Source organism: Kitasatospora sp. NPDC097643 (genome assembly GCF_040302625.1).
GTDB lineage: Bacteria > Actinomycetota > Actinomycetes > Streptomycetales > Streptomycetaceae > Kitasatospora.
This window is the reverse complement of record NZ_JBEOSA010000001.1, coordinates 133,802-158,467: the sequence shown is the minus strand read 5'-3', so window position 1 is coordinate 158,467 and position 24,666 is coordinate 133,802. Positions and strand designations below refer to the sequence as shown.

Here is a 24,666-nt window from a genome sequence, read left to right as displayed (position 1 = left end):
GCGGCTGGGAGCCGGTCGACGCCCCTTGCGTCGACACCACAGGAGACCGGGCGGCCACGCCGCCGATAACACTTCGTGCGGCGCGGGAACGGCGCGGGAACGGAACAGGGAGGGCGCGGCGGGGGTGCCCCCGCCACGCCCTCCCTGCCGGAAGAGCTGGCGACTCCGCAGGTCGGAAGCCTGCTCAGCGGTAGTTCACGAACTGGATCGCGAAGTCCAGGTCCTTGCCCTTGAGGAGGGCCTGGACGGTCTGGAGGTCGTCACGGCTCTTCGAGCTGACGCGCAGCTCGTCGCCCTGGACCTGGGCCTTGACGCCCTTCGGACCCTCGTCGCGGATGATCTTCGCGACCTTCTTGGCATCCTCCGTGGTGATGCCCTCCTTCACGTCCGCGAAGATCTTGTACTCCTTGCCGGACAGCTGCGGCTCGCCGGCGTCCAGAGCCTTCAGCGACAGCCCGCGCTTGATGAACTTGCTCTGCAGCACGTCCAGGATGGCCTTCACGCGCTCCTCGCCGTTGGCCTTCATCTCGATCTTCTCGCCGGAGCGGCTGATCTCGCCGCCGACGCCCTTGAAGTCGAAACGGGTGGCGATCTCACGGGAGGTCTGGTTGATCGCGTTGTCGACCTCCTGCCACTCGACCTTCGAGACGATGTCGAAACTGGAGTCGGCCATGGGTGTTGGTCTCCTTGATGCTCTGGCTTCACTGACACGGCCCGCCCCACCGGACGCCCGCCGCCCCAGCCTATCCAGCGCCACCCCACCCCCGCCCCCGACAGCCACGCCGGAGGCCTTGATCATCACGTGACCTATCGAGTGGCGAAGCACCCCCCGACATCGGGTATCGTTTACGAAGTCGAACGGGGCAGCGCCCCGGGAAACGAAATCCTGGCTGGTTGCCCGAGCGGCCAAAGGGAGCAGACTGTAAATCTGTCGCGCAAGCTACGCAGGTTCGAACCCTGCACCAGCCACAGGATAGGAAACAGCCCCCGATCTGCGGAAACGCGGATCGGGGGCTGTTTCGTTTGCCCGCGGGTCGGGTGGCACTTGTTGCACAGAGGTTGCAATTGCGGGACCAGGGCAGCAGAGTGGTCGGGTCGGGGGTGGGAGTCCTTCGAACGAGCTGATCGTCTTCCCAGCCGGCGCCCGCCGGGACCAGCGGCTCGCCCCACCCCCGGCCAGGGCTCTGCGTGGCGTCAAGGGCGCGTCAAGAGCGCTCGGGGTGGCGTCAGGAACGCGTACGGAGGGTTCGAACGGCCGGGGACGGGACCGCAGGATCGGAGCAGTTGCCGATCACGGAGGTCCCGTCCGATGTCCAGCGCCGTCACCACCCCGGCCGTCGTGGCCGAAGCCGAGCCGCCTGATACCGGCGCGGGTGGGGAGCGGCACCGGCTGAGCGTGCTCGGGGGGCTGGCGGCGCTGTCGTTGGACGCCATGGCCTCGGTGGCGTACGGGCCGGAGGCCGTCGTGCTGGTGCTGGCCGCGGCCGGGGCGTACGGGCTGGGGTTCACGCTGCCGGTGACGGTGGCGATCGCGGTGCTGCTGGCGGTGCTGGTGGCCTCGTACCGGCAGGTGATCGCGGCCTTCCCGGACGGCGGCGGCTCGTACGCGGTGGCCAAGGCGCACCTGGGACGGCGGACGGCGCTGACCGCGGCCGCCTCGCTGGTGATCGACTACGTCCTGAACGTGGCGGTCTCGGTGACCGCCGGGGTGGCCGCGCTGACCTCGGCCGTCCCGGGCCTGTACGGCGACCGGGTCTGGCTCTGCCTGGGTGTGCTCGCCCTGGTCACCGCGGTGAACCTGCGCGGGATCGCCGAGTCGGCGCGCTGGTTCCTGGCGCCGACCGCGGTCTTCGTCGTCTCGATCCTGGCGATCATCGTGGTCGGCCTGTTCCGGGACGCCCCCGCGAGCACCGAGGCGGCGGCCGGCCACGCCTCGGCGCTGGCCGGGAACGCCACCGCCGTCGGCGCGCTGCTGCTGCTCAAGGCCTTCGCCGCCGGCTGCTCGGCGCTGACCGGGGTGGAGGCGGTGGCGAACGCCGTCCCGTCGTTCCGGACGCCGCGGGTCAGGCGGGCGCAGCACACCGAGGTCGCGCTGGGCGCCCTGCTCGGCGTGATGCTGATCGGACTGGCCGTGCTGATCGGCCGCTTCCACCTCCAGCCGGTCGAGGGCGTCACCGTGCTCGCCCAGCTGGCCGACGCCTCGCTCGGCCACGGCGCGGCCTTCTACGTCGTCCAGTTCGCCACCGTGGTGCTGCTCGGCCTGGCCGCCAACACCTCCTTCGGCGGGTTGCCGGTGCTGCTGCACCTGCTGGCCCGCGACAACCACCTCCCGCACGTGTTCGCACTGCGCGCCGACCGCCAGGTGCACCGGCACGGCGTGCTGTTCCTCGCGGCGGTGTCGGCGGTGCTGCTGGTCGGCTCCGGCGGGGACGTGAACAGCCTGGTGCCGCTGTTCTCGATCGGCGTGTTCGTGGGCTTCACGGTCTGCCAGGTCGGCATGGTCCGGCACTGGTACCTCCACCGGCCGGCCCGCTGGCACCGGAAGGCCGCGCTGAACGGCTTCGGCGCGCTGCTCACCGGCGTCGCCGCGCTGGTGGTGACCGGCACCAAGTTCACCGAGGGCGCCTGGGGCATCGTGGTGGCGCTGCCGCTGCTGGTGGTGCTGTTCGAGGCGGTCCACCGCAGTTACGCGCGGATCGGCGAGCGCCTGGAGCTGGGCCGGGTGCCGGGCGCGCTGACCCGGCAGCGCAGTCTGGTCGTCGTCCCGGTGACCGCGATCACCCGGCTCACCCGGGACGGCCTGTCGGCGGCGCTGTCGCTCGGCGACGAGGTGCTGGCGGTGACGGTGGTGCACGAGCCGGCCGAGGCGGAGGCGCTGCGCCGGGACTGGGAGCTGTGGCGGCCGGGTGTGCCGCTGGTGGAGATCCCGGAGGACCACCGCCGGCTGGGCCCGCCGATCGCGGCCTTCGTCAACCGGCTGGGCGAGGAGCACGCGTACGACCGGCTGACCGTGCTGATCCCGGAGGTGGAGCCGGCCCGCTGGTGGCAGCGGGCGTTGCAGAACCGCCGCGGCGCGGTGATCGACCGGGCGCTGCGCCGGCACACCGACGCGGTGGTCTGCCGGCTGCGGATGCGGATGTGACCGGGGGGAGCGCGCCGTCCGATAACAACCTCATATCTTGACGGGCTCTTAACGGGGTGCCCTCGACGCCCTCGATACGGCCGGAACGGACCCGTCCACAACCGCATTGACCTGCGGGAAGCCCTTGGAACACGCGGGTTCCCGGTGCCAACCGCAACGGAATCCGTTGCGGTGGGCGCGTTTTACCCTCACATTCGTGTTCAACGTGCCCCAGGCGCTCAAGCGCCTCGTGATCGGTCGGGCCATGCGCAGCGAGGAGCTGGGCGAGACGCTGCTGCCCAAGCGGCTGGCCCTGCCGATCTTCGCCTCCGACCCGCTCTCCTCGGTCGCCTACGCGACCCAGGAGATCCTGCTGGTGCTCACCGTCGGTGGCGCCGCCTTCCTCTCCCTGACCCCGTGGGTCGCGGCCGGTGTGGTCGCGCTGATGGCGGTCGTGGTGATGTCCTACCGCCAGGTCGTGCACGCCTACCCGAGCGGCGGCGGCTCGTACGAGGTGGTGTCCCGCAACCTGGGGGCCAACTCCGGCCTGGTGGTGGCGGCCTCGCTGCTGGTCGACTACGTGATGACGGTCGCGGTCTCGGTGGCCTCCGGCGTGGACAACATCATCTCGGCGCTGCCCTCGCTGGCCGACCACCGGGTGGAACTGGCGCTCGGCTTCGTGGTGCTGCTGATGGCGATGAACCTGCGCGGCGTCCGGGAATCCGGCAAGGCCTTCGCCGCGCCGACGTACCTGTTCATCGGCGGCATCCTGCTGATGGTGGTCACCGGGCTGGTCCGGGTGGCGCTCGGCGACGCGCCGGTGGCGTCCAGCGCCTCGTACGGGATCCTCCCGGAGGACGGCAAGGACACCCTGGCCGGGCTGGGGCTGCTGATGCTGGGCCTGCGGGCGTTCGCGTCCGGCTGCACGGCGCTGACCGGGGTGGAGGCGATCTCCAACGGCGTGCCGGCCTTCCGGGCGCCGAAGTCCCGCAACGCCGCGACCACGATGGCCGTGATGGGCACCACGGCGGTCGTGATGTTCGTCGGCATCACCGCGCTGGCGCTGATCGCCAAGGTGCACATCGTCGAGGGCGACGCCTGCCGGCTGACCGGCTTCCCCGGCGACTGCGCGGGCGCGCCGCAGCAGACCGTGATCGCCCAGCTGGCGGCGGCGGTCTTCGGCGGCGACCACAGCGTGCTGTTCTACGCCGTCCAGGCGGTCACCGCGCTGGTGCTGATCCTGGCGGCCAACACCGCCTTCAACGGCTTCCCGCTGCTGGCCTCGATCCTGGCCGAGCACCGCTACCTGCCCCGGCAGATGCACACCCGCGGCGACCGGCTGGCCTTCTCCAACGGCATCATCGCGCTCGCTGTGGTGGCCGGCGGACTGCTCTGGCTGTACGACGCGGACGTCACCAGCCTGATCCACCTGTACATCCTGGGCGTCTTCACCTCCTTCACGCTCTCCCAGATCGGCATGGTGAAGCACTGGAACCGGGCGCTGGCCACCGAGACCGACCCGGCCGTGCGCGGCGCCGCCCAGCGGTCCCGGGTGATCAACGCCTTCGGCGCGGTGGTGACCGCGCTGGTGCTGGTCATCGTCCTGATCACCAAGTTCACCCAGGGCGCCTGGCTGGCCGTGGTCGCCGCGGTGGTGCTGTGGGTGATGATGCGCGGCATCCGCCGGCACTACGACAGCGTCGCCGCCGAGCTGGCGGTGGACGACCCGGACGCCGAGTCGGTGCGGCCGTCGAAGGTGCACGGCATCGTGCTGGTGTCCAAGCTGCACAAGCCGACCCTGCGGGCGCTCGGCTACGCGGAGGCGTTCCGGCCGGACTCGCTGGAGGCGCTGACCGTCGCGGTGGAGCCGGAGGCCACCGGCGAACTGGAGCAGCAGTGGGCCAAGGCGGGCGTGCGGGTGCCGCTCACGGTGCTGGACTCGCCGTACCGGGAGATCACCAAGCCGGTGGTCCAGTACGTGCGGGAGTACCGGCGGACCAGTCCGCGCGACGCGGTCGCCGTGTTCATCCCGGAGTACGTGGTCGGCCACTGGTGGGAGCACCTGCTGCACAACCAGTCGGCGCTCTGGCTGAAGAGCCGACTGCTGTTCACGGCGGGCGTGATGGTGATCAGCGTGCCGTGGCAGCTGACCTCCTCCGGGCGGGCGCACGGCCCGTCGCGCCGGGCGCCGGGCGCGGTGCGCCGGGGCGAGCCGGTGCCGGCGTCGGGGTACGAGAAGCTCCCGGCGCCGGAGAGCGTCTGACGGGTACGGGTGGCAGGTCCCGGGCGGCAGTGGCCGTCCGGGACCTGCCGCGTTCCGGTGTCGGCCCGACACCTGCGTCAAGGTCCCGTCAACGTCCCGCTTTCACCCGTATGGAGGGCGTCAGGAACTCGTAACGCGCCCCTGACGGGCTGCTTGGCTGCATCTGCCGGCCGTCCGCCGGTGCCGCCCGAAGCCCCCCGGCCCGGCCGCGGCAGTCTCCCGAACCACGCTGGTGGAGCCCATGTCCGATCTCATCTACGTCGGTGTCACGGTCGCCGTGTTCGCCGTCATCGCCCTGATCGCGCGGGGGGTGGAGAAGCTGTGACCGCCGAGAACCTCGCAGGTCTCATCGTGGCCGCCGCCCTCGTCGGCTACCTCGTCGTCGCGCTGATCTTCCCGGAGAAGTTCTGACATGGGTTCCACTCTCGCGGGCTGGTCGCAGGCCCTCGCCCTGGTCGGCGCGCTGGTCCTGTGCTACCGCCCCCTGGGCGACTACATCGCCCGCACCCTGACCACCGCCAAGCACCTCAGAGTCGAGCGCGGCATCTACAAGGTGATCGGTGTCGACGGCGACGCCGACCAGCGCTGGCCGGTCTACCTGCGCTCGGTGCTGGCCTTCTCGGCCGTCTCGGTGCTCTTCCTGTACGGCCTGATCCGCCTCCAGACCTTCCTGCTGCTGAACCTCGGCGTCCAGCAGATGGAAGGCCACCAGGCGTGGAACACCGCGATCTCCTTCGTCACCAACACCAACTGGCAGTCCTACGCGGGTGAGTCCGCGATGGGCCACCTGGTGCAGATGGCGGGCCTGGCGGTGCAGAACTTCGTCTCGGCGGCCGTCGGCATCGCCGTGGTGGCCGCGCTGATCCGGGGCTTCACCCGCAACCGGACCGACCGGCTGGGCAACTTCTGGGTGGACCTGGTCCGGATCAACCTGCGCCTGCTGCTGCCGCTGGCGATCGTCTTCGCGCTGGTCCTGGTGGCGAACGGCGTGATCCAGAACTTCCACGGCTTCCACGAGGTCACCTCGCTGGCCGGCGACGTGCAGAGGATCCCCGGTGGTCCGGTGGCCTCGCAGGAGGTCATCAAGGAGCTCGGGACCAACGGTGGCGGCTTCTTCAACGCCAACTCGGCGCACCCGTTCGAGAACCCGACCGGCTTCACCAACTGGCTGGAGATCTTCCTGATCCTGCTGATCCCGTTCGCGCTGCCGCGGACCTTCGGCCGGATGGTCGGGGACAACCGGCAGGGCTACGCGATCGCGGCCGTGATGGCGATCTTCTGGGTGGCGTCGGTGGCGCTGATCACCGTGGCCGAGTCGCACCACTCCGGCAGCGCCCTTCAGGCGGCCGGCGGCGCGATGGAGGGCAAGGAGCAGCGCTTCGGCATCGCGGCCAGCTCGCTGTTCGCCGCCTCGACCACGCTGACGTCGACCGGTGCGGTGAACTCCTTCCACGACTCCTACACGCCGTTCGGCGGTGGGATCACGATCTTCAACATGATGCTGGGCGAGATCGCGCCCGGCGGGGTGGGCTCGGGCCTGTACGGCATGCTCGTGCTGGCGATCGTGGCGGTGTTCGTCGCCGGTCTGATGGTCGGGCGCACCCCGGAGTACCTGGGCAAGAAGCTCGGCGGCCGGGAGATGAAGTTCGCCTCCCTCTACATCCTGACCACCCCGACGATCGTGCTGGTCGGCACCGGTCTGGCGATGGCCCTGCCGGGCGAGCGGGCCGGGATGCTCAACTCGGGCGCCCACGGCTTCTCCGAGGTGCTGTACGCGTTCACCTCCGCCGCCAACAACAACGGTTCGGCGTTCGGCGGGATCACGGTGAACACCGACTGGTACGACACCGCGTTCGGCCTGGCGATGGTCCTCGGCCGGTTCCTGCCGATCGTCTTCGTGCTGGCGCTGTCCGGCTCGCTCGCGCAGCAGCAGCCGGTCCCCGCCACCCCGGGCACCCTGCCCACCCACAAGCCGCTGTTCGTGGGCCTGCTGTCGGGCGTGGTCCTGATCGTCGTCGGCCTCACCTACTTCCCGGCCCTGGCTCTCGGGCCGATCGCGGAAGGTCTCTCCTGATGTCCACCCCCACGCTCACTCCCACTCCGGCCGAGCAGGCCGAGCCCGCCGCCGCGCCGCACAGAGTGTCCAGCGGCCTCCTCGACCCGAAGCTGATCGCTGCCTCCCTGCCGGACGCGGTGAAGAAGCTCGACCCCCGGGTGATGGTCAAGAACCCGGTGATGTTCGTGGTCGAGGTCGGCTCGGTGGTGACCACCGTCTCCGCGATCGCCAGCCCGTCCGTGTTCGCCTGGGCCATCACCGTCTGGCTCTGGCTGACCACGATCTTCGCCAACCTGGCCGAGGCCGTCGCCGAGGGGCGTGGCAAGGCCCAGGCCGACACCCTGCGCAAGACCAAGACCGAGAGCGTCGCCCGCCGCCTGCTGGACTGGCCGAAGAGCCAGGCCGAGGAGGAGGTGCCGGGCACCGCGCTGCGGCTCGGCGACCACGTGGTGGTCGAGGCCGGGCAGATCATCCCCGGTGACGGCGACGTCGTCGAGGGCGTCGCGTCCGTGGACGAGTCGGCGATCACCGGTGAGTCCGCGCCGGTCATCCGCGAGTCGGGTGGTGACCGCAGCGCGGTGACCGGCGGCACCAAGGTGCTGTCCGACCGGATCGTGGTGAAGATCGCCTCCGAGCCCGGCAAGTCGTTCATCGACCGGATGATCGCCCTGGTCGAGGGCGCCGCCCGGCAGAAGACGCCGAACGAGATCGCGCTCAACATCCTGCTGGCCTCGCTGACCATCGTCTTCCTGGTCGCGGTCGTCACGCTCCAGCCGATGGCCACCTACGCGGGCGCCCCGCAGTCGATGATCGTCCTGGTCGCCCTGATCGTGGCGCTCATCCCGACCACCATCGGCGCGCTGCTCTCCGCGATCGGCATCGCCGGCATGGACCGGCTGGTGCAGCGCAACGTGCTGGCGATGTCCGGCCGTGCCGTCGAGGCCGCCGGCGACGTCAACACCCTGCTGCTGGACAAGACCGGCACCATCACCCTGGGCAACCGCCAGGCCGCCGAGTTCCTCTCGGTCAGCGGGGTCTCCACCGACGAACTGGCCGACGCGGCGCAGCTCTCCTCGCTCGCGGACGAGACCCCCGAGGGCCGTTCGATCGTGGTCCTCGCCAAGACCGAGTACGGCCTGCGGGCCCGCGCCCAGGGCGAGTTGACCCACGCCACCTGGGTCCCGTTCACCGCCCAGACCCGGATGTCCGGTGTGGACCTGGACGAGGCCGGCGGAGTTCACCAGGTCCGCAAGGGCGCGGCCGCTGCCGTCGCCAACTGGGTCACCGCCAACGGCGGAACGGTCACCGACGAGGTCTCCGCCCTGGTCGACGGCATCTCCGCGGCCGGCGGCACCCCGCTGGTGGTGGCGACGAAGATCGCCGATGCGCCGGCCCGTGTCCTCGGGGTGATCCACCTCAAGGACGTGGTCAAGGAGGGCATGCGGGAGCGCTTCGACGAGCTCCGCCGGATGGGCATCAAGACCATCATGATCACGGGCGACAACCCGCTGACCGCCAAGGCGATCGCGGAGGAGGCGGGCGTGGACGACTTCCTCGCCGAGGCCACCCCCGAGGACAAGATGGCCCTGATCAAGAAGGAGCAGGAGGGCGGCAAGCTGGTCGCGATGACCGGCGACGGCACCAACGACGCCCCCGCGCTCGCCCAGGCCGACGTCGGCGTCGCGATGAACACCGGGACCATGGCGGCCAAGGAGGCCGGCAACATGGTCGACCTGGACTCCAACCCGACCAAGCTGATCGAGATCGTCGAGATCGGCAAGCAGCTGCTGATCACCCGGGGTGCGCTGACCACCTTCTCGATCGCCAACGACGTGGCCAAGTACTTCGCGATCATCCCCGCGATGTTCGCCGGGGTGTACCCGGGTCTGAGCCACCTCAACATCATGGGCCTGCACAGCCCGCAGTCCGCGATCACCTCGGCGATCATCTTCAACGCCCTGGTCATCATCGGCCTGATCCCGCTCGCCCTGCGCGGCGTGAAGTACCGCCCGTCCGACGCCAGCTCGCTGCTGCGCCGCAACATCGGGATCTACGGTTTCGGCGGACTGGTCGTGCCGTTCGTCGGCATCAAGCTGATCGACCTGATCGTCCAGTTCATCCCCGGCCTGAGCTGAGAGAGGAGCATCCGATGTCCAAGCCCCTGCCCACCACCGTGCGCACGCACTTCACCGCGCTGCGGGTCCTGCTGGTGCTGACGGTGATCCTCGGGGTCGCCTACCCGCTGCTGGTGACCGGGATAGGCCAGGTCGCCTTCAGCGAGCAGGCCAACGGCTCGATCGTGAAGTCCGCTGGGAAGGAGGTCGGTTCGAGCCTGCTGGGCCAGAACTACAACCTCCCCAAGAAGAACCCGGACGACCCGAAGGAGGAGGCGCAGCCGGACCCGAAGTGGTTCCAGCCCCGGCCCTCCGCCAACAGCTACGCCGGCGACAACTCCGGGGCCTCCAACCAGGGTCCGAACAGCGAGGACCTGCTGAAGGCCGTCAACGACCGCCGGGCCGCCGTCGCCGCCTTCGACGGGGTGGACCCGGCGAGCGTCCCGGTGGACGCGCTGACCGCCTCCGGCTCCGGCCTCGACCCGCACATCTCGGTCGCCTACGCCAAGGAGCAGGTCAACCGGGTCGCCAAGGAGCGCGGCCTGCCGGCCGACAAGCTGAACCAGCTGGTCGAGAAGTACACCGAAGGCCGCTCGCTCGGCTTCCTCGGCCAGGACGGCGTCAACGTCGTCCTGCTCAACAAGGCGCTCAGCGAGCAGAAGTGACATCACGTCAGATCGACGGATGACCGGGCCGGCCCGGGCGTGGGAGAACACCTCCCGCGCCCGGGTCGGCCGGCCCGTATCCGCACCCGCCCGACCCGACCCGCCCCACGACCCACCCCACCCGACCGGCACCCTCGCGATGGAAAGAGCAGCGCCCATGGCCCGCGACCTCACCCCCGGCACCGGCCCCCGCAGCGGCCGGCTGAGGGTGTACCTCGGTTCGGCCCCCGGAGTCGGCAAGACCTACCGGATGCTGGACGAGGCCCGGCGCAGACAGCAGCGCGGGGCCGAGGTGGTGGTCGGCTACATCGAGTGCCACGGACGCCGACACACCGAGGCCATGCTGGCCGGCCTGGACGTCCTGCCGAGGGTCCAACGCACCTACCGGGACGCCGAGTTCGACGAGATGGACCTCGACGCCCTGCTGGCCCGCCGCCCGTCCGTCGTCCTGGTCGACGAGCTGGCGCACACCAACATCCCCGGCGGCCGCCACGCCAAGCGCTGGCAGGACGTCGAGGAACTGCTCGCCGCCGGGATCGACGTCATCACCACCGTCAACATCCAGCACCTGGAGTCGTTGAACGACGTCGTCCAGAAGATCACCGGCATCCCGCAGCGCGAGACCGTCCCGGACGAGGTGGTCCGCCGGGCCGACCAGATCGAACTCGTCGACATGGCCCCGCAGGCGCTGCGCCGCCGCATGGCCCACGGCAACGTCTACAGGGCGGAGAAGGTGGACGCCGCGCTCTCCAACTACTTCCGGGTCGGCAACCTCACCGCCCTGCGTGAACTCGCCCTGCTCTGGGTGGCCGGGCGGGTCGACGAGGGCCTGCGCGACTACCGGGCCAGCCACAACATCGACCGCGTCTGGGAGACCCGCGAACGCGTCGTGGTCGCCCTCACCGGCGGACCCGAGGGCGAGACCCTGATCCGCCGCGCCGCCAGAATCGCGGACCGCACCGCCGGCGGCGACCTGCTGGCCGTCCACGTGACCCGCAGCGACGGCCTGGCCGGCGCCTCCTCCGGCGCGCTCGCCCAGCAGCGCCAGCTGGTCGAGACCCTCGGCGGCAGCTACCACGTGGTGGTCGGCGACGACATCCCCACCGCGCTGCTCGCCTTCGCCCGCGCCCACGACGCCACCCAGCTGGTGCTCGGCACCAGCCGCCGCGGCCGGATCAACCGCTTCCTCACCGGCCCCGGCATCGGCGAGACCACCGTGGACGCCTCCGAGGACATCGACGTCCACATGGTCACCCACGAGTTCACCGGCCGCGGCCGGCTGCCCTCGCTCGGCCGCCGCCACTCCAGGCGCCGCACCGTCGCCGGGTACCTCGCCGGCCTGGTGCTGCCCTGGCTGCTGACCGCGGTGCTCTCCCAGGCCCACGAGAGCATCAACCTGACCACCGACGCGCTGATCTTCCAGCTCGGCGTGGTCATCGTCGCCCTGCTCGGCGGCGCCACCTCCGCGCTGCTCGCCGCGGTCATCGCCTCGCTGCTGCTCAACTACTACTTCATCCCGCCGATCCACACCCTGACCATCGGCGAGACCAACAACATCGTCGCCCTGGTGGTCTTCGCCGCCGTCGCGCTCGCCGTCTCCACGGTCGTCGACCACGCCAGCCGGCTCACCAGCCGGGCCGCCCGCGCCACCGCCGAGGCCGAGACCCTCTCCACCCTGGCCGGCAGCGTGCTGCGCGGCGCCGACGCGCTGCCCGCCCTGCTGGAGAAGTCCCGGACGGCCTTCGGCATGCGGGCCGTCGCGCTGCTCTCCCGCACCGGCCGCGAGGTGCTCGCCCACAGCGAGGCCGACCAGCCGGACGGCGGCGGCCCGGCGGAGACCACCGAGGTGCCGGTCGGCGCGGACGCCGTCCTGGTGCTCACCGGGCGCCGGCTGCCCGCCGCCGACCAGCGGGTGCTCACCGCCTTCGCCGCCCACGTCGGCGCCGCCCTGGAACGCGACCGGCTCGCCGTGGTCGCCGCCGAGGTCGAGCCGATCAAGGCCGCCGACCGGATGCGCACTGCCCTGCTCGCCGCCGTCAGCCACGACCTGCGCACCCCGCTCGCCGCCGCCCTCGCCTCGGTCGGCTCGCTGCGCAGCCCCGACGTCGAGTTCTCTCCCGAGGACCAGGCCGAACTCCTCGCCACCGCCGACGAGTCGCTGGTCAAACTCACCCGCCTGGTGGACAACCTGCTCGACATGAGCCGCCTCCAGGCCGGCGCGCTCACCCTGCACCTGGCCGAGACGCACCTCGACGAGATCCTGCCCCGGGCGCTCGACAGCCTCACCGATCCCTACGCGCCGGTCCAGCCGCTCGGCCTGGACACCGCCCCATCGGTGCTCGCCGACCCGCCGCTGCTGGAGCGCGTCCTGGCCAACGTGATCACCAACGCGCTGCGCCACAACGCCCCCGGCGCCCCCGTCCTGGTCACCGCCAGCCACCACGCCGACCAGGTGGAGATCCGGGTGATCGACCGCGGCCCCGGCATCGCCCCCGCCGACCGCGACCGGGTCTTCCTGCCCTTCCAGCGCCTCGGCGACACCGACAACACCACCGGTGTCGGCCTCGGCCTCGCGCTCTCCCGCGGCCTCGCCGAGGCCATGGGCGGCCACCTGGAGGTCGAGGACACCCCCGGCGGCGGCACCACCATGCTGCTCACCCTGCCCGCCGCCACCCGGGAGGAGTCCGACGCATGAGCGAAATCCTGGTCGTCGACGACGAGCCGGCCCTGCTGCGCACGCTGCGGATCAACCTCAGCGCCCGGCACTACGCCGTCCGGACGGCCGCCAGCGGCGGCGAGGCGCTGGACCGCGCCGCGCACACCGCCCCGGACGCCGTCCTGCTCGATCTCGGCCTGCCGGACCTGGACGGCATGGACGTGCTGCGCGGCCTGCGCACCCGCGGCACGATGCCGATCATCGTGCTCTCCGGCCGCTCCGGCGCCGCCGACAAGGTCGGCGCCCTCGACGCGGGTGCCGACGACTACCTCGTCAAGCCGTTCCTGATGGACGAGTTACTGGCCCGGCTGCGGGCCGTCCTGCGCCGGCCGCCGGGCGGGGCCCCGCTGGTCCGGCCGGTGATCGGCGAGTTCACCGTCGACCTGGCGGCCACCACCGTCACCGGCCCGCGGGGGCCGGTGCGGCTCACCCCGACCGAGTGGCGGATCCTCGCCCTGCTGCTGGCCAGCCCGGGCCGGCTGGTGCCCGGCCGGCAGATCCTGCGCGAGGTGTGGGGCCCGGAGCAGGAGGGGCGCGGCAACTACCTGCGGGTCTACCTGGCGGGCCTGCGCCGCAAGCTGGAGCGCGATCCGACCCGCCCGCGCCATCTGATCACCGAGCCGGGGATCGGCTACCGCTACGAGCCGTGACGCCGGACCCCGCGTCAACGACCCGGTGTCAACGATCCGGCGTCAACGACCCGTCAAGGGCGGCCCGTTCGCCGCCAGGGGAGCGTCAAGGCCGACGGGCGGTGGTGCTCCGTGGGCGTAGCGTCGGAACCGACCGAGCGGGCCCTGCTCCGTGTGGGGGAGGCCTGGGGCCGCTCCAGCCGCCGTCCTGGCGGCCAGCTGGTGGGGGAGGGGCGCGCGATGCACCATCGCGCGCCCCTTGGCCGTCCGGTACCGCTTGGTCGTCCGGCGCGCACGGGCCCTCGCCGTCAGCCCCCGCCCGTACTGCCCGACTGCCGGGGCAGCGCCAGCGCCACGGTGTCCGCGAACTCCCGCACGGCGCTGGTCCGGCTGACCACCCGCCCGCTGTGCACCACCAGCCGGCTGTGGCCGCCCGCGAGTGCCCCGGCCAGGCTGTCCCCGCGCACCGCCAACAGCTCCGCCGGGAACCCGGCGTCCACCCGCACCGGCGGCAGCCCGAGCGCTGCCCGGGCCTGGTTCGCCACCGCCCCGTACGCCGCCTCCGGGTCCAGCTCCCCGCTCGCCGCCAGCAGGTACGCGGACTCCAGCGGATCCGCCCGGCCGACCGGGTTGGACGGGTCCCGCAGCGCGCCGCTGCCCGCCGCCAGCGGCACCCGGGCCTCCGTCAACTCCCGCAGCAGGCCCGGCCGCAGCCTCGCCGACCGGCCCTCCAGCCCGACGCAGCCGCCGTTCTGCGGCAGGCAGACCACCCGCACCCCGCCGGTGGCCAGCACGGTCGACGCGCCCCGGGCCAGCGCCCCGCAGGGCCCGAGCGTCACCCGCGGCCGCAGCGGGGCCAACGCGCGGGTGAGTCGGGCCAGTTGGGCCGGATCGCCGGCGGTGGTGTGCACGTCCACCGCACAGTCCGCCTCCCGGGCGGCCTCCAGCAGCACCTCGACGTACCCGGCCGGGTCCGGGTCCAGCTCCGGGCAGCCGCCGGCCGCGGTGGCGCCCAGCTTGAGCGCGTCGCGCAGCTGCGCCCGGCCGTCCGCGCCGGCCCGGCCGGTGAGCAGCCGGGGCATCGCCACCGCCTGGAGCTCGGCCAGGCCGCGCAGCGCCTGCCGGGCGGTGAGCACCGCCTCCAGCCGGCGCAGCCCGTGCACGTCCCCGATCCGGACGTGGGTGCGCTGGGCGGTGGCGCCGTAACCGAGCGAGGTGAGCGCGGCCTCGGTGACCCGGCGGGTGAGGTCGGCGGACGTCTCCGGCGGCGGGGTGGGCAGGGCGGCGGAGAAGGCGACGTCGTAGTGGGCGTGGGCCTCGGCCGGGGCCGGCAGCAGCAGGTAGCCCTTGAGGTCGATCCGGGCGCCGGTGGTGACGGTGGGGGCGCCGGGCAGGGCGGGCAGCGGGCCGAGGCTGCCGACCGTGCCGACGGCCTGGATCCGGTCGCCGCTGATCCGGACGTCCACCACTCGGCCGTCGACCAGCCGGGCGCCGGTGAGCAGGAGGACGGGGCCGTGCCCGAGCGGGTTGGCCGCCGGGCCGGGGCCGGAGTGCGGCCCGTCGGCGGCTGCGCTGTCCATGGCCGGCTCCTTCTCGCGCTCGCCCGTCCGGTCGGCCAGGCCGTCCCGATCAATGAACGTCGAGCCTAGGGCGCGTGGGGGCGGGCCGCCGGGAGGCGGGCAATAGTCGTATCGGGTCGGGCCGTGCGGCTCACGGGCCGATCGAACGGGGTGCCTTGGATCGCTCCTCCGTTCACGCCGCCGACCTGCGGTCTTCGCGTCGGGATACGGATTTCACCTCTGGGCGCGGAACGTGTAATCTCTTCCTCGTTCGCCCCTATAGCTCAGTCGGTAGAGCGTCTCCATGGTAAGGAGAAGGTCTGCGGTTCGATTCCGCATGGGGGCTCTGGTGAGAAGCAGTCAGTTTCGGCTGTGCTGCGGATCACTGTGGCGGTGTAGCTCAGTTGGTAGAGCAAGCGGCTCATAATCGCTGTGTCACCGGTTCAAGTCCGGTCACCGCTACCCCGCGTAGTCGGTCGGGAGATCGCACTCCCGGTCGGCTACTCTTGTTGTGTTCTTATTCGTTGTCCAAGGAAGGCACTCCCGTGGCTGCCACCGACGTCCGCCCGAAGATCACGCTGGCCTGCGTGGAGTGCAAGGAGCGGAACTACATCACCAAGAAGAACCGGCGTAACGACCCGGACCGTCTTGAGATGAAGAAGCACTGCCCCCGCTGCAACTCGCACACCGCGCACCGCGAGACCCGCTGACCCTGTTGCAGGGCACCGGGCCTGTGTGAATTCAGGTCTCCGACTCCGGGCCGCATCCCTCACGGGGTGCGGCCCGGAGTTTTTTCCGTATGCACCCGGACGGCGTGCGACGCCGCCGGATCCACCGCGCTTCCGAGGAGCTGCCCATGGCACTCGACCCCTCCTTCATCGGGCGGACCTACCCGCCCACCGACCCGTACGAGGTCGGCCGGGAGAAGATCCGCGAGTTCGCGATCGCGATCGGTGACGCCAACCCGGCGTACGCCGACCCGGAGGCGGCGAAGGCGCTCGGTCACCCGGACGTGATCGCCCCGCCGACCTTCCCGTTCGTGCTCACCTACCGGGCGGCCGGCCAGGTCGTCGAGGACCCGGAGCTGGGCCTGGACTTCACCCGGGTGGTGCACGGCGACCAGAAGTTCGCCTACACCCGCCCGGTGCGGGCCGGTGACCGGCTGTCGGTCGCGGTGACCATCGACAACATCAAGTCGCTGGCGGGCAACGACGTGCTCACCGTCCGCGGCGAGGTGACGGACGCGACCGGCGAGCACGTGGTGACGTCGATCATGACGCTGGTGGCCCGGGCCGCCGACGACGAGGCGGGGGAGTGAGCGCGATGGCGATCAGCTACGACGAGGTCGAGGTCGGCACCGAGCTGCCGGCGCAGTCCTTCCCGGTGACCCGCGCCACCCTGGTGCAGTACGCGGGCGCCTCCGGCGACTTCAACCCGATCCACTGGAACGAGAAGTTCGCCCTGGAGGTCGGCCTGCCGGACGTCATCGCGCACGGCATGTTCACCATGGCCGAGGCGATCCGGGTGGTCACCGACTGGGTCGGCGACCCGGGCGCGGTGGTCGAGTACGGCGTCCGGTTCACCCGTCCGGTCCCGGTGCCGAACGACGGGGTCGGCGCGGTGGTCGAGGTCTCGGCCAAGGTCGCCAAGAAGCTGGACGACCGCCGGGTGCAGGTGGACCTGCTGGCCACCACGGGCGGCCAGAAGGTGCTCGGGATGTCCAAGGCGATCGTCCGCCTCGCCTGAGCTCCGTCCGACGGCGGTGGGGAGGCCCCTCGACGGGGCTTTTCCGCCCCGCTCGGGCGCTTGAAAAGATAGTGATTGGCCACTAACTTAGATTCCATGGCGAGGACGAGCATGCGGATGAGTGCCGAGGAGCGGCGCGAGAGCGTCATCCGGGCCGCGATGATCGAGTTCGCCAGGGGCGGCTACCGGGGGACCTCCACCGAGGCGATCGCCCGCCGGGTGGGCGTCTCGCAGCCGTACCTGTTCCGGCTCTTCCCCGGCAAGCAGGCGATCTTCACGGCCGCCGCCGAGCGCTGCATCGAGGAGACCTGGCGGGTCTTCGACGAGGCCTCGGAGGGGTTGACCGGCGAGGCCGCCGCCGAGGCGATGTCCGAGGCGTACATGGGCCTGGTCGAGGACCGGGAGCAGCTCATGATGCAGATGCAGCTCTACGTCTCGGTGTTCGCCTCCAGGGTGGCCGGCGAGGACGAGATCGGGGAGGCCGCCCGGCAGTCGTGGGAGCGGCTGTTCGAGCGGGTCCGCGAGCGGATCGGCGGTGATGTGAACGGCACCACGGAGTTCTTCGCGTACGGGATGCTGATCAACACGCTGGTGGCGCTGGGCTTCCCCCGTGAGCACCGGATCTGGGACGGCTTCGACAAGCACGGCGAGCAGGGCGACGGGGTCGAGTAGCGGGCCGCACGGTGAACTCCGTGCGGCCTCTTTGCGGGGCACAAAAGTTATTGATCAATAACTATCCAAGGAACCTGGGGGAAGTCATGACGGAGCAACCGGGCCTCGGCCGCACTGGCGTCTGGGCCCTGATCATCACCAGCCTGGCGGGCTTCATGGCCGCCCTGGACAACCTGGTCGTCACCACCGCACTGCCGTCCATCCGCGAGCACCTCGGGGGCGGGCTCTCCGACCTGGAGTGGACGGTCAGCGCCTACACCCTCTCCTTCGCCGTCCTGCTGATGTTCGGCGCGGCCCTCGGCGACCGCTTCGGCCGCCGCCGGATCTTCCTGATCGGGCTCTCGCTGTTCACCCTCGGCTCCGCGGCGGCCGCGCTCTCCCCGGACATCGGCTCGCTGATCGCCGCCCGCGCCCTCCAGGGCGTGGGCGCGGCGGTCTCGATGCCGCTCACCCTCACCCTGCTCAGCGCCGCGGTCCCAGCGGCCAAACGGGGGCTGGCCTTCGGCATCTGGGCGGGCGTCAACGGCCTGGCCGTCGCCACCGGGCCGCTGGTCGGCGGCACCCTGACCGAACACTTCTCCTGGCAGTGGATCTTCTGGGTGAACGTCCCGGTCGGCCTCGTCCTGGTGCCGCTCGCCGCCCTGCGGCTCCGCGAGAGCCGGGGCGCCAGCCCGGCCCTGGACGTGCCCGGCACCGTCCTGGTCAGCAGCGGCATGTTCGGCGTCGTCCTCGGCCTGATCCGCGGCAACCCGGACGGCTGGACCAGCCCGCTGGTGCTGGTCTCGCTGACCGCCGGGGTCCTGCTGCTGGCCGCGTTCGTGCTGTACGAGCTGCGCTGGGCGAAGCACCCGATGCTGCCGATGCGACTGTTCCGCAGCCCGGCCTTCTCCGCCGTCAACGCCTCCGGCCTGCTGATGTACCTCGGGATGTTCGGTTCGATCTTCCTGATCAGCCAGCACCTGCAGAGCGTCGGCGGCTTCAGCCCGCAGGAGGCCGGCATCCGGATGCTCCCGTGGACCGCGATGCCGCTGATCGTCTCCCCGGTCGCGGGCATCCTGGCCGACCGGATCGGCGGCCGCCCGATCGTGGTCGCCGGGCTGGTGTTGCAGGCCGGCGGCCTGGCGCTGTACGCGGCGACCGCCGGCGGCAGCGGCTACGACTACGTCGCCCAGGTCCCGGCCGTGGTGATCTGCGGCATCGGGATGTCGCTGTTCTTCGCACCGACCGCCGCCCTGGTGATGGACAGCGTCCGGCCGGAGGAGCAGGGCATCGCCTCCGGGGCCAACAACGCGCTGCGCGAGGTCGGCGGGGCGCTCGGGGTGGCCGTACTGGCGGCCGTGTTCTCCGCGCAGGGCGGCTACAGCTCGGACCGGTCCTTCGTCGACGGGCTGACGCCCGCGCTGTACGTCGGCGCCGGGGTGGTCGCGCTGGCGGCGGTCTGCGCGCTGTTCATCCCGCGCCGGTCGAAGTCGTCGGTGGCCGTGGCCGCCGGCCCGGTGGACGCCCAGCCGCCGGTCCCGGCCGGGGCGGCCCGGGGTTGAGCGCGGGGAGGGGAAGGGCGGCCGGAGCGGCCGCCCTTCCCCCCGTACGCTGGTGGGCGTGCTGGTAGAAAACGACGCCCCCCTCGCCCCGCTGACCACGCTCCGGCTCGGCGGCCCGGCCCGCCGCCTGGTGACCGCCCACACCGACGACGAGGTGATCGCCGCCGTCCGCGCGGCCGACGCGGCCGGCGAGCCGCTGCTGGTCCTCGGCGGCGGCTCCAACCTGGTGATCGGCGACGCCGGCTTCCCCGGCACGGTGCTGCGGATCGCCACCACCGGCTTCGCCCTGGACGGCGGCACGCTGGAGCTGGCGGCCGGCGAGGTCTGGGCGGAGGCGGTCACCCGCGCGGTCCGCGAGCACGGGCTGGCCGGCATCGAGTTCCTGGCCGGCATCCCCGGCTCGGCCGGTGCCACCCCGGTGCAGAACGTCGGCGCGTACGGCCAGGAGGTCGCCCAGTCGATCACCGAGGTGGTCGCCTACGACCGCACGGCCGGTGAAGTGGTCGTGCTGACCGACGCCGAGTGCGCCTTCTCCTACCGGCACAGCCGCTTCAAGGCCGAGCCGGACCGCTACGTGGTACTGCGGGTACGGTTCGCCCTGACCGACCACGGCGGGCTCTCCACCCCGGTCAAGTACGCGGAGGTGGCCAGGCACTTCGGCGTCGAGCAGGGCGAGCGGGTGCCGCTGGTGGAGGCGTACGAGGCGGTGCTCGGGCTGCGCTCCGGCAAGGGCATGGTGCTGGACCCGACCGACCACGACACCTGGTCGGCCGGCTCCTTCTTCACCAACCCGGTGCTCACCGCCGCGCAGTACGCCTCCTTCAGGGCCCGCCCGGGCGCCGAGGACGCCCCCGCCTACCCGGCACCGGAGGGCCGCACCAAGACCTCGGCCGCCTGGCTGATCGACCGGGCCGGCTTCGGCAAGGGCTACGGCAGCGGCCCGGCGACCCTCTCCACCAAGCACACCCTGGCGCTCACCAACCGCGGCTCGGCCACCGCCGAGGACCTGCTGGCGCTGGCCCGGGAGATCCGGGACGGGGTCCAGGCGGCGTTCGGCGTCGAGCTGGTGAACGAGCCGGTGATGATCGGCGTGAAGCTCTGAGCTCCTAGGCCGCCTGGGCGAGCCAGCCGTCGATGTCCGCCAGCAGCTCCTTGCGGACGGTCTCCGGCGCGCACGAGCCGCGCACCGACTGCCGGGCCAGCTCGGCGAGTTCCGCGTCGGAGAAGCCCAGGACGTCGCGGGCCAGGTCGTACTGGGCGGCCAGCCGGCTGCCGAACAGCAGCGGGTCGTCCGCGCCCAGCGCCAGTGGCACCCCGGCGTCGAACAGCCGGCGCAGCGGGACGTCCTCGGGGCGCTCGTAGACGCCCAGCGAGACGTTGGAGGACGGGCACACCTCGCAGGTGACCTGGCGCTGGGCCAGCCGCTCCATCAGCCGGGGGTCCTCGGCGGCCCGCACGCCGTGGCCGATCCGGCGGGCGCCCAGGTCGTCCAGGCAGTCCCGGACGGACTCCGGCCCGGCCAGCTCGCCGCCGTGCGGGGCGGCCAGCAGCCCGCCCTTGCGGGCGATCTCGAAGGCCCGGTCGAAGTCCCGGGCCAGGCCGCGGCGCTCGTCGTTGGAGAGCCCGAAGCCGACCACGCCCTGGTCGGCGTACCGGACGGCGAGCCGGGCCAGCGTCCGGGCGTCCATCGGGGACTTCATCCGGTTGGCCGCGACCAGCACCCGGATGCCCACCCCGGTGGCCTCGGCGGCGTGCTCCACCGCGTCCAGGATCAGCTCCAGGGCGGGGATCAGCCCGCCCAGCCGGGGCGCGTACGAGGTCGGGTCGACCTGGATCTCCAGCCAGCGGGAGCCGTCCCGCCGCTCGTCCTGGGCGGTCTCCAGGACCAGCCGGCGGATGTCCTGCTCGTCCCGCAGCACCGAGCGGGCGGTGTCGTAGAGGCGCTGGAAGCGGAACCAGCCGCGCTCGTCGGTGGCCCGCAGCCTGGGCGGCTCGCCGGAGCTGAGCGCCTCCGGCAGTCGGACGCCGTGCTTGTCGGCCAGCTCCAGCAGGGTGGCGGGGCGCATCGAGCCGGTGAAGTGCAGGTGCAGGTGGGCCTTCGGGAGGTCCCGGACGTCTCGCGGGTTCAACAGGCGTTCCATTCGCCGATACTGCCGCATCCGACCCCCAAACGGGAACCGCCCCCTTCCCGTCCCCCGAAGGGGTGAAAAGGGGGCGGTGCAGCCGGTTGCCGCGGTCAGTCGCGGGCCTCGGCCAGCAGCTGCTGGATCCGGCCGATGCCCTCGGCCAGGTCCTGGTCGCCGAGCGCGTAGGAGAACCGCAGGTAGCCGGGGGTGCCGAAGGCCTCACCCGGGACGGCCGCGACCTCGGCCTCGTCCAGGATCAGCGAGGCCAGCTCGCTGGAGCTCTGCGGACGCTTGCCGCGGATCTCCTTGCCGAGCAGGCCCTTGACGGACGGGTAGACGTAGAAGGCGCCCTCGGGCTCGGGGCAGTACACGCCCTCGATCTCGTTGAGCATCTTCACGATGGTCTGACGGCGGCGGTCGAAGGCGGTGCGCATCTCGTGGACCGCGGAGAGGTCGCCGGCGACGGCGGCGATCGCGGCGCGCTGCGCGACGTTGGAGACGTTCGAGGTGGCGTGCGACTGCAGGTTGGTCGCGGCCTTGACGACGTCCTTGGGGCCGATCACCCAGCCCACCCGCCAGCCGGTCATCGCGTAGGTCTTGGCCACGCCGTTGACCACGATGCACTTGTCGGCCAGCTCGGGCAGCAGGGCCGGCAGCGAGGTGAACTCGGCGTCGCCGTACACCAGGTGCTCGTAGATCTCGTCGGTGAGCACCCAGAGGCCGTGCTCCAGCGCCCAGCGGCCGATCGCCTCGGCCTCCGCCCGGGTGTACACCGCGCCGGTCGGGTTGGACGGGGAGACGAAGAGCACCACCTTGGTGTTCTCGGTGCGGGCGGCCTCCAGCTGCTCGACCGAGACCTTGTAGCCGGTGGTCTCGTCGGTCACGACCTCCACCGGGACACCGCCGGCCAGCTGGACCGACTCGGGGTAGGTGGTCCAGTACGGGGCCGGGATGATCACCTCGTCGCCCGGGTCCAGGATCGCCGCGAACGCCTCGTAGATCGCCTGCTTGCCACCGTTGGTCACCAGCACCTGGGAGGCGTCCACCTGGTAGCCGGAGTCGCGCAGCGTCTTGGCGACGATCGCGTCCTTCAGCTCGGGCAGACCGCCCGCCGGGGTGTAGCGGTGGTTCTTCGGGTCGCGGCAGGCCTCGACGGCCGCCTCGACGATGTAGTCCGGGGTGGGGAAGTCGGGCTCGCCGGCGCCGAAGCCGATCACCGGACGGCCGGCCGCCTTGAGGGCCTTGGCCTTGGCGTCCACGGCGAGGGTCGCGGACTCGGCGATCGCGCCGATCCGGGCGGAGACCCGGCGGTCGGCGGGGCGGAGGGAGGGGTCGGGCTGCGGGGTGGAAGCGCTCATGCCTGCATCGTCGCAGAACCGGGACGGACCGGGCAGCGCGGTTTCACCATCCGTACCGGCCCGTCCACATGGCGGCGCCCGGCGAACCGCCGGTGATCATGCGGGCATGCCGGACATATGCCGGACAACCGGCGGCCCCGGAAGAAGAGGTTCGACCAAACGCCCCTGGACCACGTACACTCACTGCTCGACGGCCACCGAAAAACACCGGAGCTTTCACCGCCTGTGCAGACAGCGGCGGGAGATGCGGTAGGTTGGTCGCTACGGAGCCACGAGGCGCCGTAGGGCAATAGCTCAATTGGTAGAGCACCGGTCTCCAAAACCGGCGGTTGGGGGTTCAAGTCCCTCTTGCCCTGCTGCTTGATCCGCACTCAGCCCGTTCGCTCCACAGAGCGAGCGGGCTTGATGCGGAGAGGGCACCGAACAGCACCGCTTTAGCCGACCGCTCGTGCCCGATCGGGTACGCAGGTGATGCTCGGCAGGACCCGGATTCAGGTGAGGACGAGTGACGGAGACCACGGGCTCCACCGCAACGCCTGAGAGCGGCAACCCCGAGGGTGCCGACGGCGCTGCCGAGGCCACGCCTGTCGACGGCGAGTCGCTCTCGCGTCGTGACCGCAAGCGGGCCAACCGCTCCGGCGACAAGAAGTCCGGCAAGCGGGCCAAGAAGGGCGTCTTCGCCCGCATGGGCCTGTTCTACCGCCAGATCATCGCCGAGCTCCGCAAGGTCGTCTGGCCCAGCAAGGGCGAGCTCACCAACTACACCGCCGTCGTGGTCACGTTCGTCGTGGTCGTGATGGCCTTCGTGGCCGGTCTGGACTACGGCTTCTCCAAGCTGAGCCTCTGGATCTTCGGCTGACCGAGCCGTCCAACCTTCGAAACAGCCTCCCGACCCGGGCCGATCTTCGGCCCGGGTCGAGCTGTCTGCGTCGGAGGTACGCGGCCGCTACCGTTGACTCGGTACTGTTGAAGTCTCCGAGGCCTCCCCTGGCGCCCGCGTGAGCGGTAGCGCGCCGGAGCCGGCCGCGGAGCGCGCCACCTTCACCATCTCCAGGAAAGAAGCAGCCACCGTGTCTGAGTCCCCCCTGTACGACGCCGACGAGACCGTCCGCGAGGCGGATGTCGCCGCCGAGCTGGACGCGGCCGAGCTGGCTGACGACGCCGAGCCCGCCGAGCAGATCGTGGACGCCGCGGACAGCGACGAGGACGAGGTCGAGGCGTACGACGAGGCCGAGGCCGGCGAGCCCGCCGAGGAGGCCGCGCTGCACGTGGAGAGCGACGTGGAGCTCGCCGACGAGGAGTCCTCCGTCGAGGAGCCGGTCGCCGAGGTCGAGGAAGCCGAGGCCGAGGAGGCCGAGGTCGAGGAGGCCGTCGAGGTCGACCCGGTCGCCAAGTTCCGCGAGGACCTGCGCTTCATGCCGGGCGAGTGGTACGTGATCCACACCTACGCCGGCTACGAGAACCGGGTGAAGCAGAACCTGGAGCAGCGCGCGGTCTCGCTGAACGTCGAGGAGTACATCTTCCAGGCCGAGGTGCCGCAGGAGGAGGTCGTCCAGATCAAGAACGGCGACCGCAAGACCATCCGCCAGAACAAGCTCCCCGGCTACGTGCTGGTGCGCATGGACCTCACCCCCGAGTCCTGGGGCGTCGTGCGCAACACCCCGGGTGTCACCGGCTTCGTCGGCAACGCCTACGACCCGTACCCGCTGACCCTGGACGAGGTCGTCAAGATGCTCGCCCCGGACGTCGAGCGCCAGGCGGCCAAGGAGGCCGGCAAGGCCTCGCCGGTCCGCCCGGTCGAGGTCCAGGTGCTGGACTTCGAGGTCGGCGACTCGGTCACCGTCACCGACGGTCCGTTCGCGACCCTCCAGGCGACCATCAACGAGATCAACCCCGACTCGAAGAAGGTCAAGGGCCTGGTCGAGATCTTCGGCCGGGAGACCCCGGTCGAGCTCTCCTTCGACCAGATCCAGAAGAACTAGTCATACGGTCTTCGGATTCGGGGCGGGGCCGAGGGCCCTGCCCCGAATCCGTTTTGGTCCAGCGGCGCATCCGCGTTAGCCTGGTCCGATGTGTGTGCTGGCAGCCGGGTGTCGCCCC

The 24,666-nt window shown here is 71.6% G+C and carries 20 protein-coding genes and 4 tRNA genes; 20 read left to right on the top strand and 4 right to left on the bottom strand.

Annotated features, from left to right (window positions below; translation table 11 throughout):
* Window positions 1-184: 184 nt before the first annotated feature.
* Window positions 185-673, bottom strand: a complete 489-nt coding sequence (locus ABTY15_RS00750) for a YajQ family cyclic di-GMP-binding protein (protein ID WP_350574096.1) — start codon at window positions 671-673, stop codon at window positions 185-187.
* 215 nt (window positions 674-888) lie between these two features.
* On the opposite strand from ABTY15_RS00750, the gene ABTY15_RS00745 reads away from it, so the two are divergent.
* The 9 genes from ABTY15_RS00745 (at window position 889) to ABTY15_RS00705 (ending at window position 13,585) form a co-directional block, all read left to right on the top strand.
* A tRNA-Tyr gene (locus tag ABTY15_RS00745) sits at window positions 889-969 on the top strand.
* A 340-nt stretch (window positions 970-1,309) separates the two neighbouring features.
* Window positions 1,310-3,142 (top strand): APC family permease, encoded by a 1,833-nt coding sequence (locus ABTY15_RS00740; RefSeq protein WP_350574094.1) that lies wholly within the window; start codon window positions 1,310-1,312, stop codon window positions 3,140-3,142.
* Window positions 3,143-3,386: 244 nt separating this feature from the next.
* Window positions 3,387-5,384 (top strand): APC family permease, encoded by a 1,998-nt coding sequence (locus tag ABTY15_RS00735; protein ID WP_350574554.1) that lies wholly within the window; start codon window positions 3,387-3,389, stop codon window positions 5,382-5,384.
* A 321-nt stretch (window positions 5,385-5,705) separates the two neighbouring features.
* Window positions 5,706-5,795 (top strand): K(+)-transporting ATPase subunit F, encoded by a 90-nt coding sequence (gene kdpF, locus ABTY15_RS00730; protein ID WP_350574092.1) that lies wholly within the window; start codon window positions 5,706-5,708, stop codon window positions 5,793-5,795.
* A 1-nt stretch (window position 5,796) separates the two neighbouring features.
* Window positions 5,797-7,458, top strand: a complete 1,662-nt coding sequence (gene kdpA / locus ABTY15_RS00725) for a potassium-transporting ATPase subunit KdpA (RefSeq protein WP_350574090.1) — start codon at window positions 5,797-5,799, stop codon at window positions 7,456-7,458.
* Window positions 7,458-9,575, top strand: coding sequence for a potassium-transporting ATPase subunit KdpB (kdpB, locus tag ABTY15_RS00720; protein WP_350574087.1), 2,118 nt, complete (start codon window positions 7,458-7,460; stop codon window positions 9,573-9,575). Before kdpA ends, kdpB begins: the two co-directional genes overlap by 1 nt.
* Before the next feature lie 14 nt (window positions 9,576-9,589).
* The gene (gene kdpC, locus ABTY15_RS00715) at window positions 9,590-10,219 is read left to right on the top strand and encodes a potassium-transporting ATPase subunit KdpC (protein ID WP_350574085.1); all 630 of its coding nucleotides are present in this window, start codon (window positions 9,590-9,592) and stop codon (window positions 10,217-10,219) included.
* Window positions 10,220-10,376: 157 nt separating this feature from the next.
* Window positions 10,377-12,914, top strand: a complete 2,538-nt coding sequence (locus tag ABTY15_RS00710; protein WP_350574083.1) for an ATP-binding protein — start codon at window positions 10,377-10,379, stop codon at window positions 12,912-12,914.
* Window positions 12,911-13,585, top strand: coding sequence for a response regulator (locus ABTY15_RS00705; RefSeq protein ID WP_350574081.1), 675 nt, complete (start codon window positions 12,911-12,913; stop codon window positions 13,583-13,585). Before ABTY15_RS00710 ends, ABTY15_RS00705 begins: the two co-directional genes overlap by 4 nt.
* A 287-nt stretch (window positions 13,586-13,872) precedes the next feature.
* On the opposite strand, the gene ABTY15_RS00700 is transcribed toward ABTY15_RS00705, so the two are convergent.
* Complete coding sequence (locus ABTY15_RS00700; RefSeq protein ID WP_350574079.1) at window positions 13,873-15,144, bottom strand: amidohydrolase family protein; 1,272 nt, start codon at window positions 15,142-15,144, stop codon at window positions 13,873-13,875.
* Between the two features lie 252 nt (window positions 15,145-15,396).
* Here ABTY15_RS00700 and ABTY15_RS00695 point away from each other — a divergent pair.
* The 8 genes from ABTY15_RS00695 (at window position 15,397) to ABTY15_RS00660 (ending at window position 20,184) form a co-directional block, all read left to right on the top strand.
* Window positions 15,397-15,469 (top strand) — tRNA-Thr (locus tag ABTY15_RS00695).
* A gap of 43 nt (window positions 15,470-15,512) precedes the next feature.
* Window positions 15,513-15,585, top strand: a tRNA-Met gene (locus ABTY15_RS00690).
* An 83-nt stretch (window positions 15,586-15,668) separates the two neighbouring features.
* Window positions 15,669-15,833 (top strand): 50S ribosomal protein L33, encoded by a 165-nt coding sequence (rpmG, locus tag ABTY15_RS00685; protein ID WP_006604855.1) that lies wholly within the window; start codon window positions 15,669-15,671, stop codon window positions 15,831-15,833.
* A gap of 146 nt (window positions 15,834-15,979) precedes the next feature.
* Window positions 15,980-16,441: an FAS1-like dehydratase domain-containing protein gene (locus tag ABTY15_RS00680; RefSeq protein WP_350574077.1), complete on the top strand. Its 462-nt coding sequence runs from the start codon at window positions 15,980-15,982 to the stop codon at window positions 16,439-16,441.
* A gap of 5 nt (window positions 16,442-16,446) precedes the next feature.
* Window positions 16,447-16,869 carry a MaoC family dehydratase gene (locus tag ABTY15_RS00675; protein WP_350574075.1) on the top strand — a complete coding sequence of 141 codons (423 nt, stop codon included), beginning with the start codon at window positions 16,447-16,449 and terminating at the stop codon, window positions 16,867-16,869.
* Between the two features lie 96 nt (window positions 16,870-16,965).
* A complete protein-coding gene (locus tag ABTY15_RS00670) occupies window positions 16,966-17,541 on the top strand; it encodes a TetR/AcrR family transcriptional regulator (protein WP_350574073.1) in 576 nt (191 codons plus the stop codon).
* A gap of 86 nt (window positions 17,542-17,627) precedes the next feature.
* The gene (locus tag ABTY15_RS00665) at window positions 17,628-19,082 is read left to right on the top strand and encodes an MFS transporter (protein ID WP_350574071.1); all 1,455 of its coding nucleotides are present in this window, start codon (window positions 17,628-17,630) and stop codon (window positions 19,080-19,082) included.
* A gap of 58 nt (window positions 19,083-19,140) precedes the next feature.
* Window positions 19,141-20,184, top strand: coding sequence for a UDP-N-acetylmuramate dehydrogenase (locus tag ABTY15_RS00660; RefSeq protein ID WP_350574069.1), 1,044 nt, complete (start codon window positions 19,141-19,143; stop codon window positions 20,182-20,184).
* Window positions 20,185-20,188: 4 nt separating this feature from the next.
* Here ABTY15_RS00660 and ABTY15_RS00655 read toward each other — a convergent pair whose 3' ends face one another.
* Window positions 20,189-21,223, bottom strand: coding sequence for an adenosine deaminase (locus ABTY15_RS00655; protein ID WP_350574067.1), 1,035 nt, complete (start codon window positions 21,221-21,223; stop codon window positions 20,189-20,191).
* A 95-nt stretch (window positions 21,224-21,318) separates the two neighbouring features.
* The gene (locus ABTY15_RS00650; protein ID WP_350574065.1) at window positions 21,319-22,566 is read right to left on the bottom strand and encodes a pyridoxal phosphate-dependent aminotransferase; all 1,248 of its coding nucleotides are present in this window, start codon (window positions 22,564-22,566) and stop codon (window positions 21,319-21,321) included.
* A gap of 283 nt (window positions 22,567-22,849) precedes the next feature.
* On the opposite strand from ABTY15_RS00650, the gene ABTY15_RS00645 reads away from it, so the two are divergent.
* From ABTY15_RS00645 to nusG, 3 genes are all read left to right on the top strand, one after another.
* Window positions 22,850-22,922: transfer RNA gene (locus ABTY15_RS00645), tRNA-Trp, on the top strand.
* 149 nt (window positions 22,923-23,071) lie between these two features.
* Window positions 23,072-23,425 (top strand): preprotein translocase subunit SecE, encoded by a 354-nt coding sequence (gene secE / locus ABTY15_RS00640; RefSeq protein ID WP_350574063.1) that lies wholly within the window; start codon window positions 23,072-23,074, stop codon window positions 23,423-23,425.
* 211 nt (window positions 23,426-23,636) lie between these two features.
* The gene (nusG, locus tag ABTY15_RS00635) at window positions 23,637-24,548 is read left to right on the top strand and encodes a transcription termination/antitermination protein NusG (RefSeq protein ID WP_350574061.1); all 912 of its coding nucleotides are present in this window, start codon (window positions 23,637-23,639) and stop codon (window positions 24,546-24,548) included.
* The last annotated feature ends 118 nt before the right edge of the window (window positions 24,549-24,666 follow it).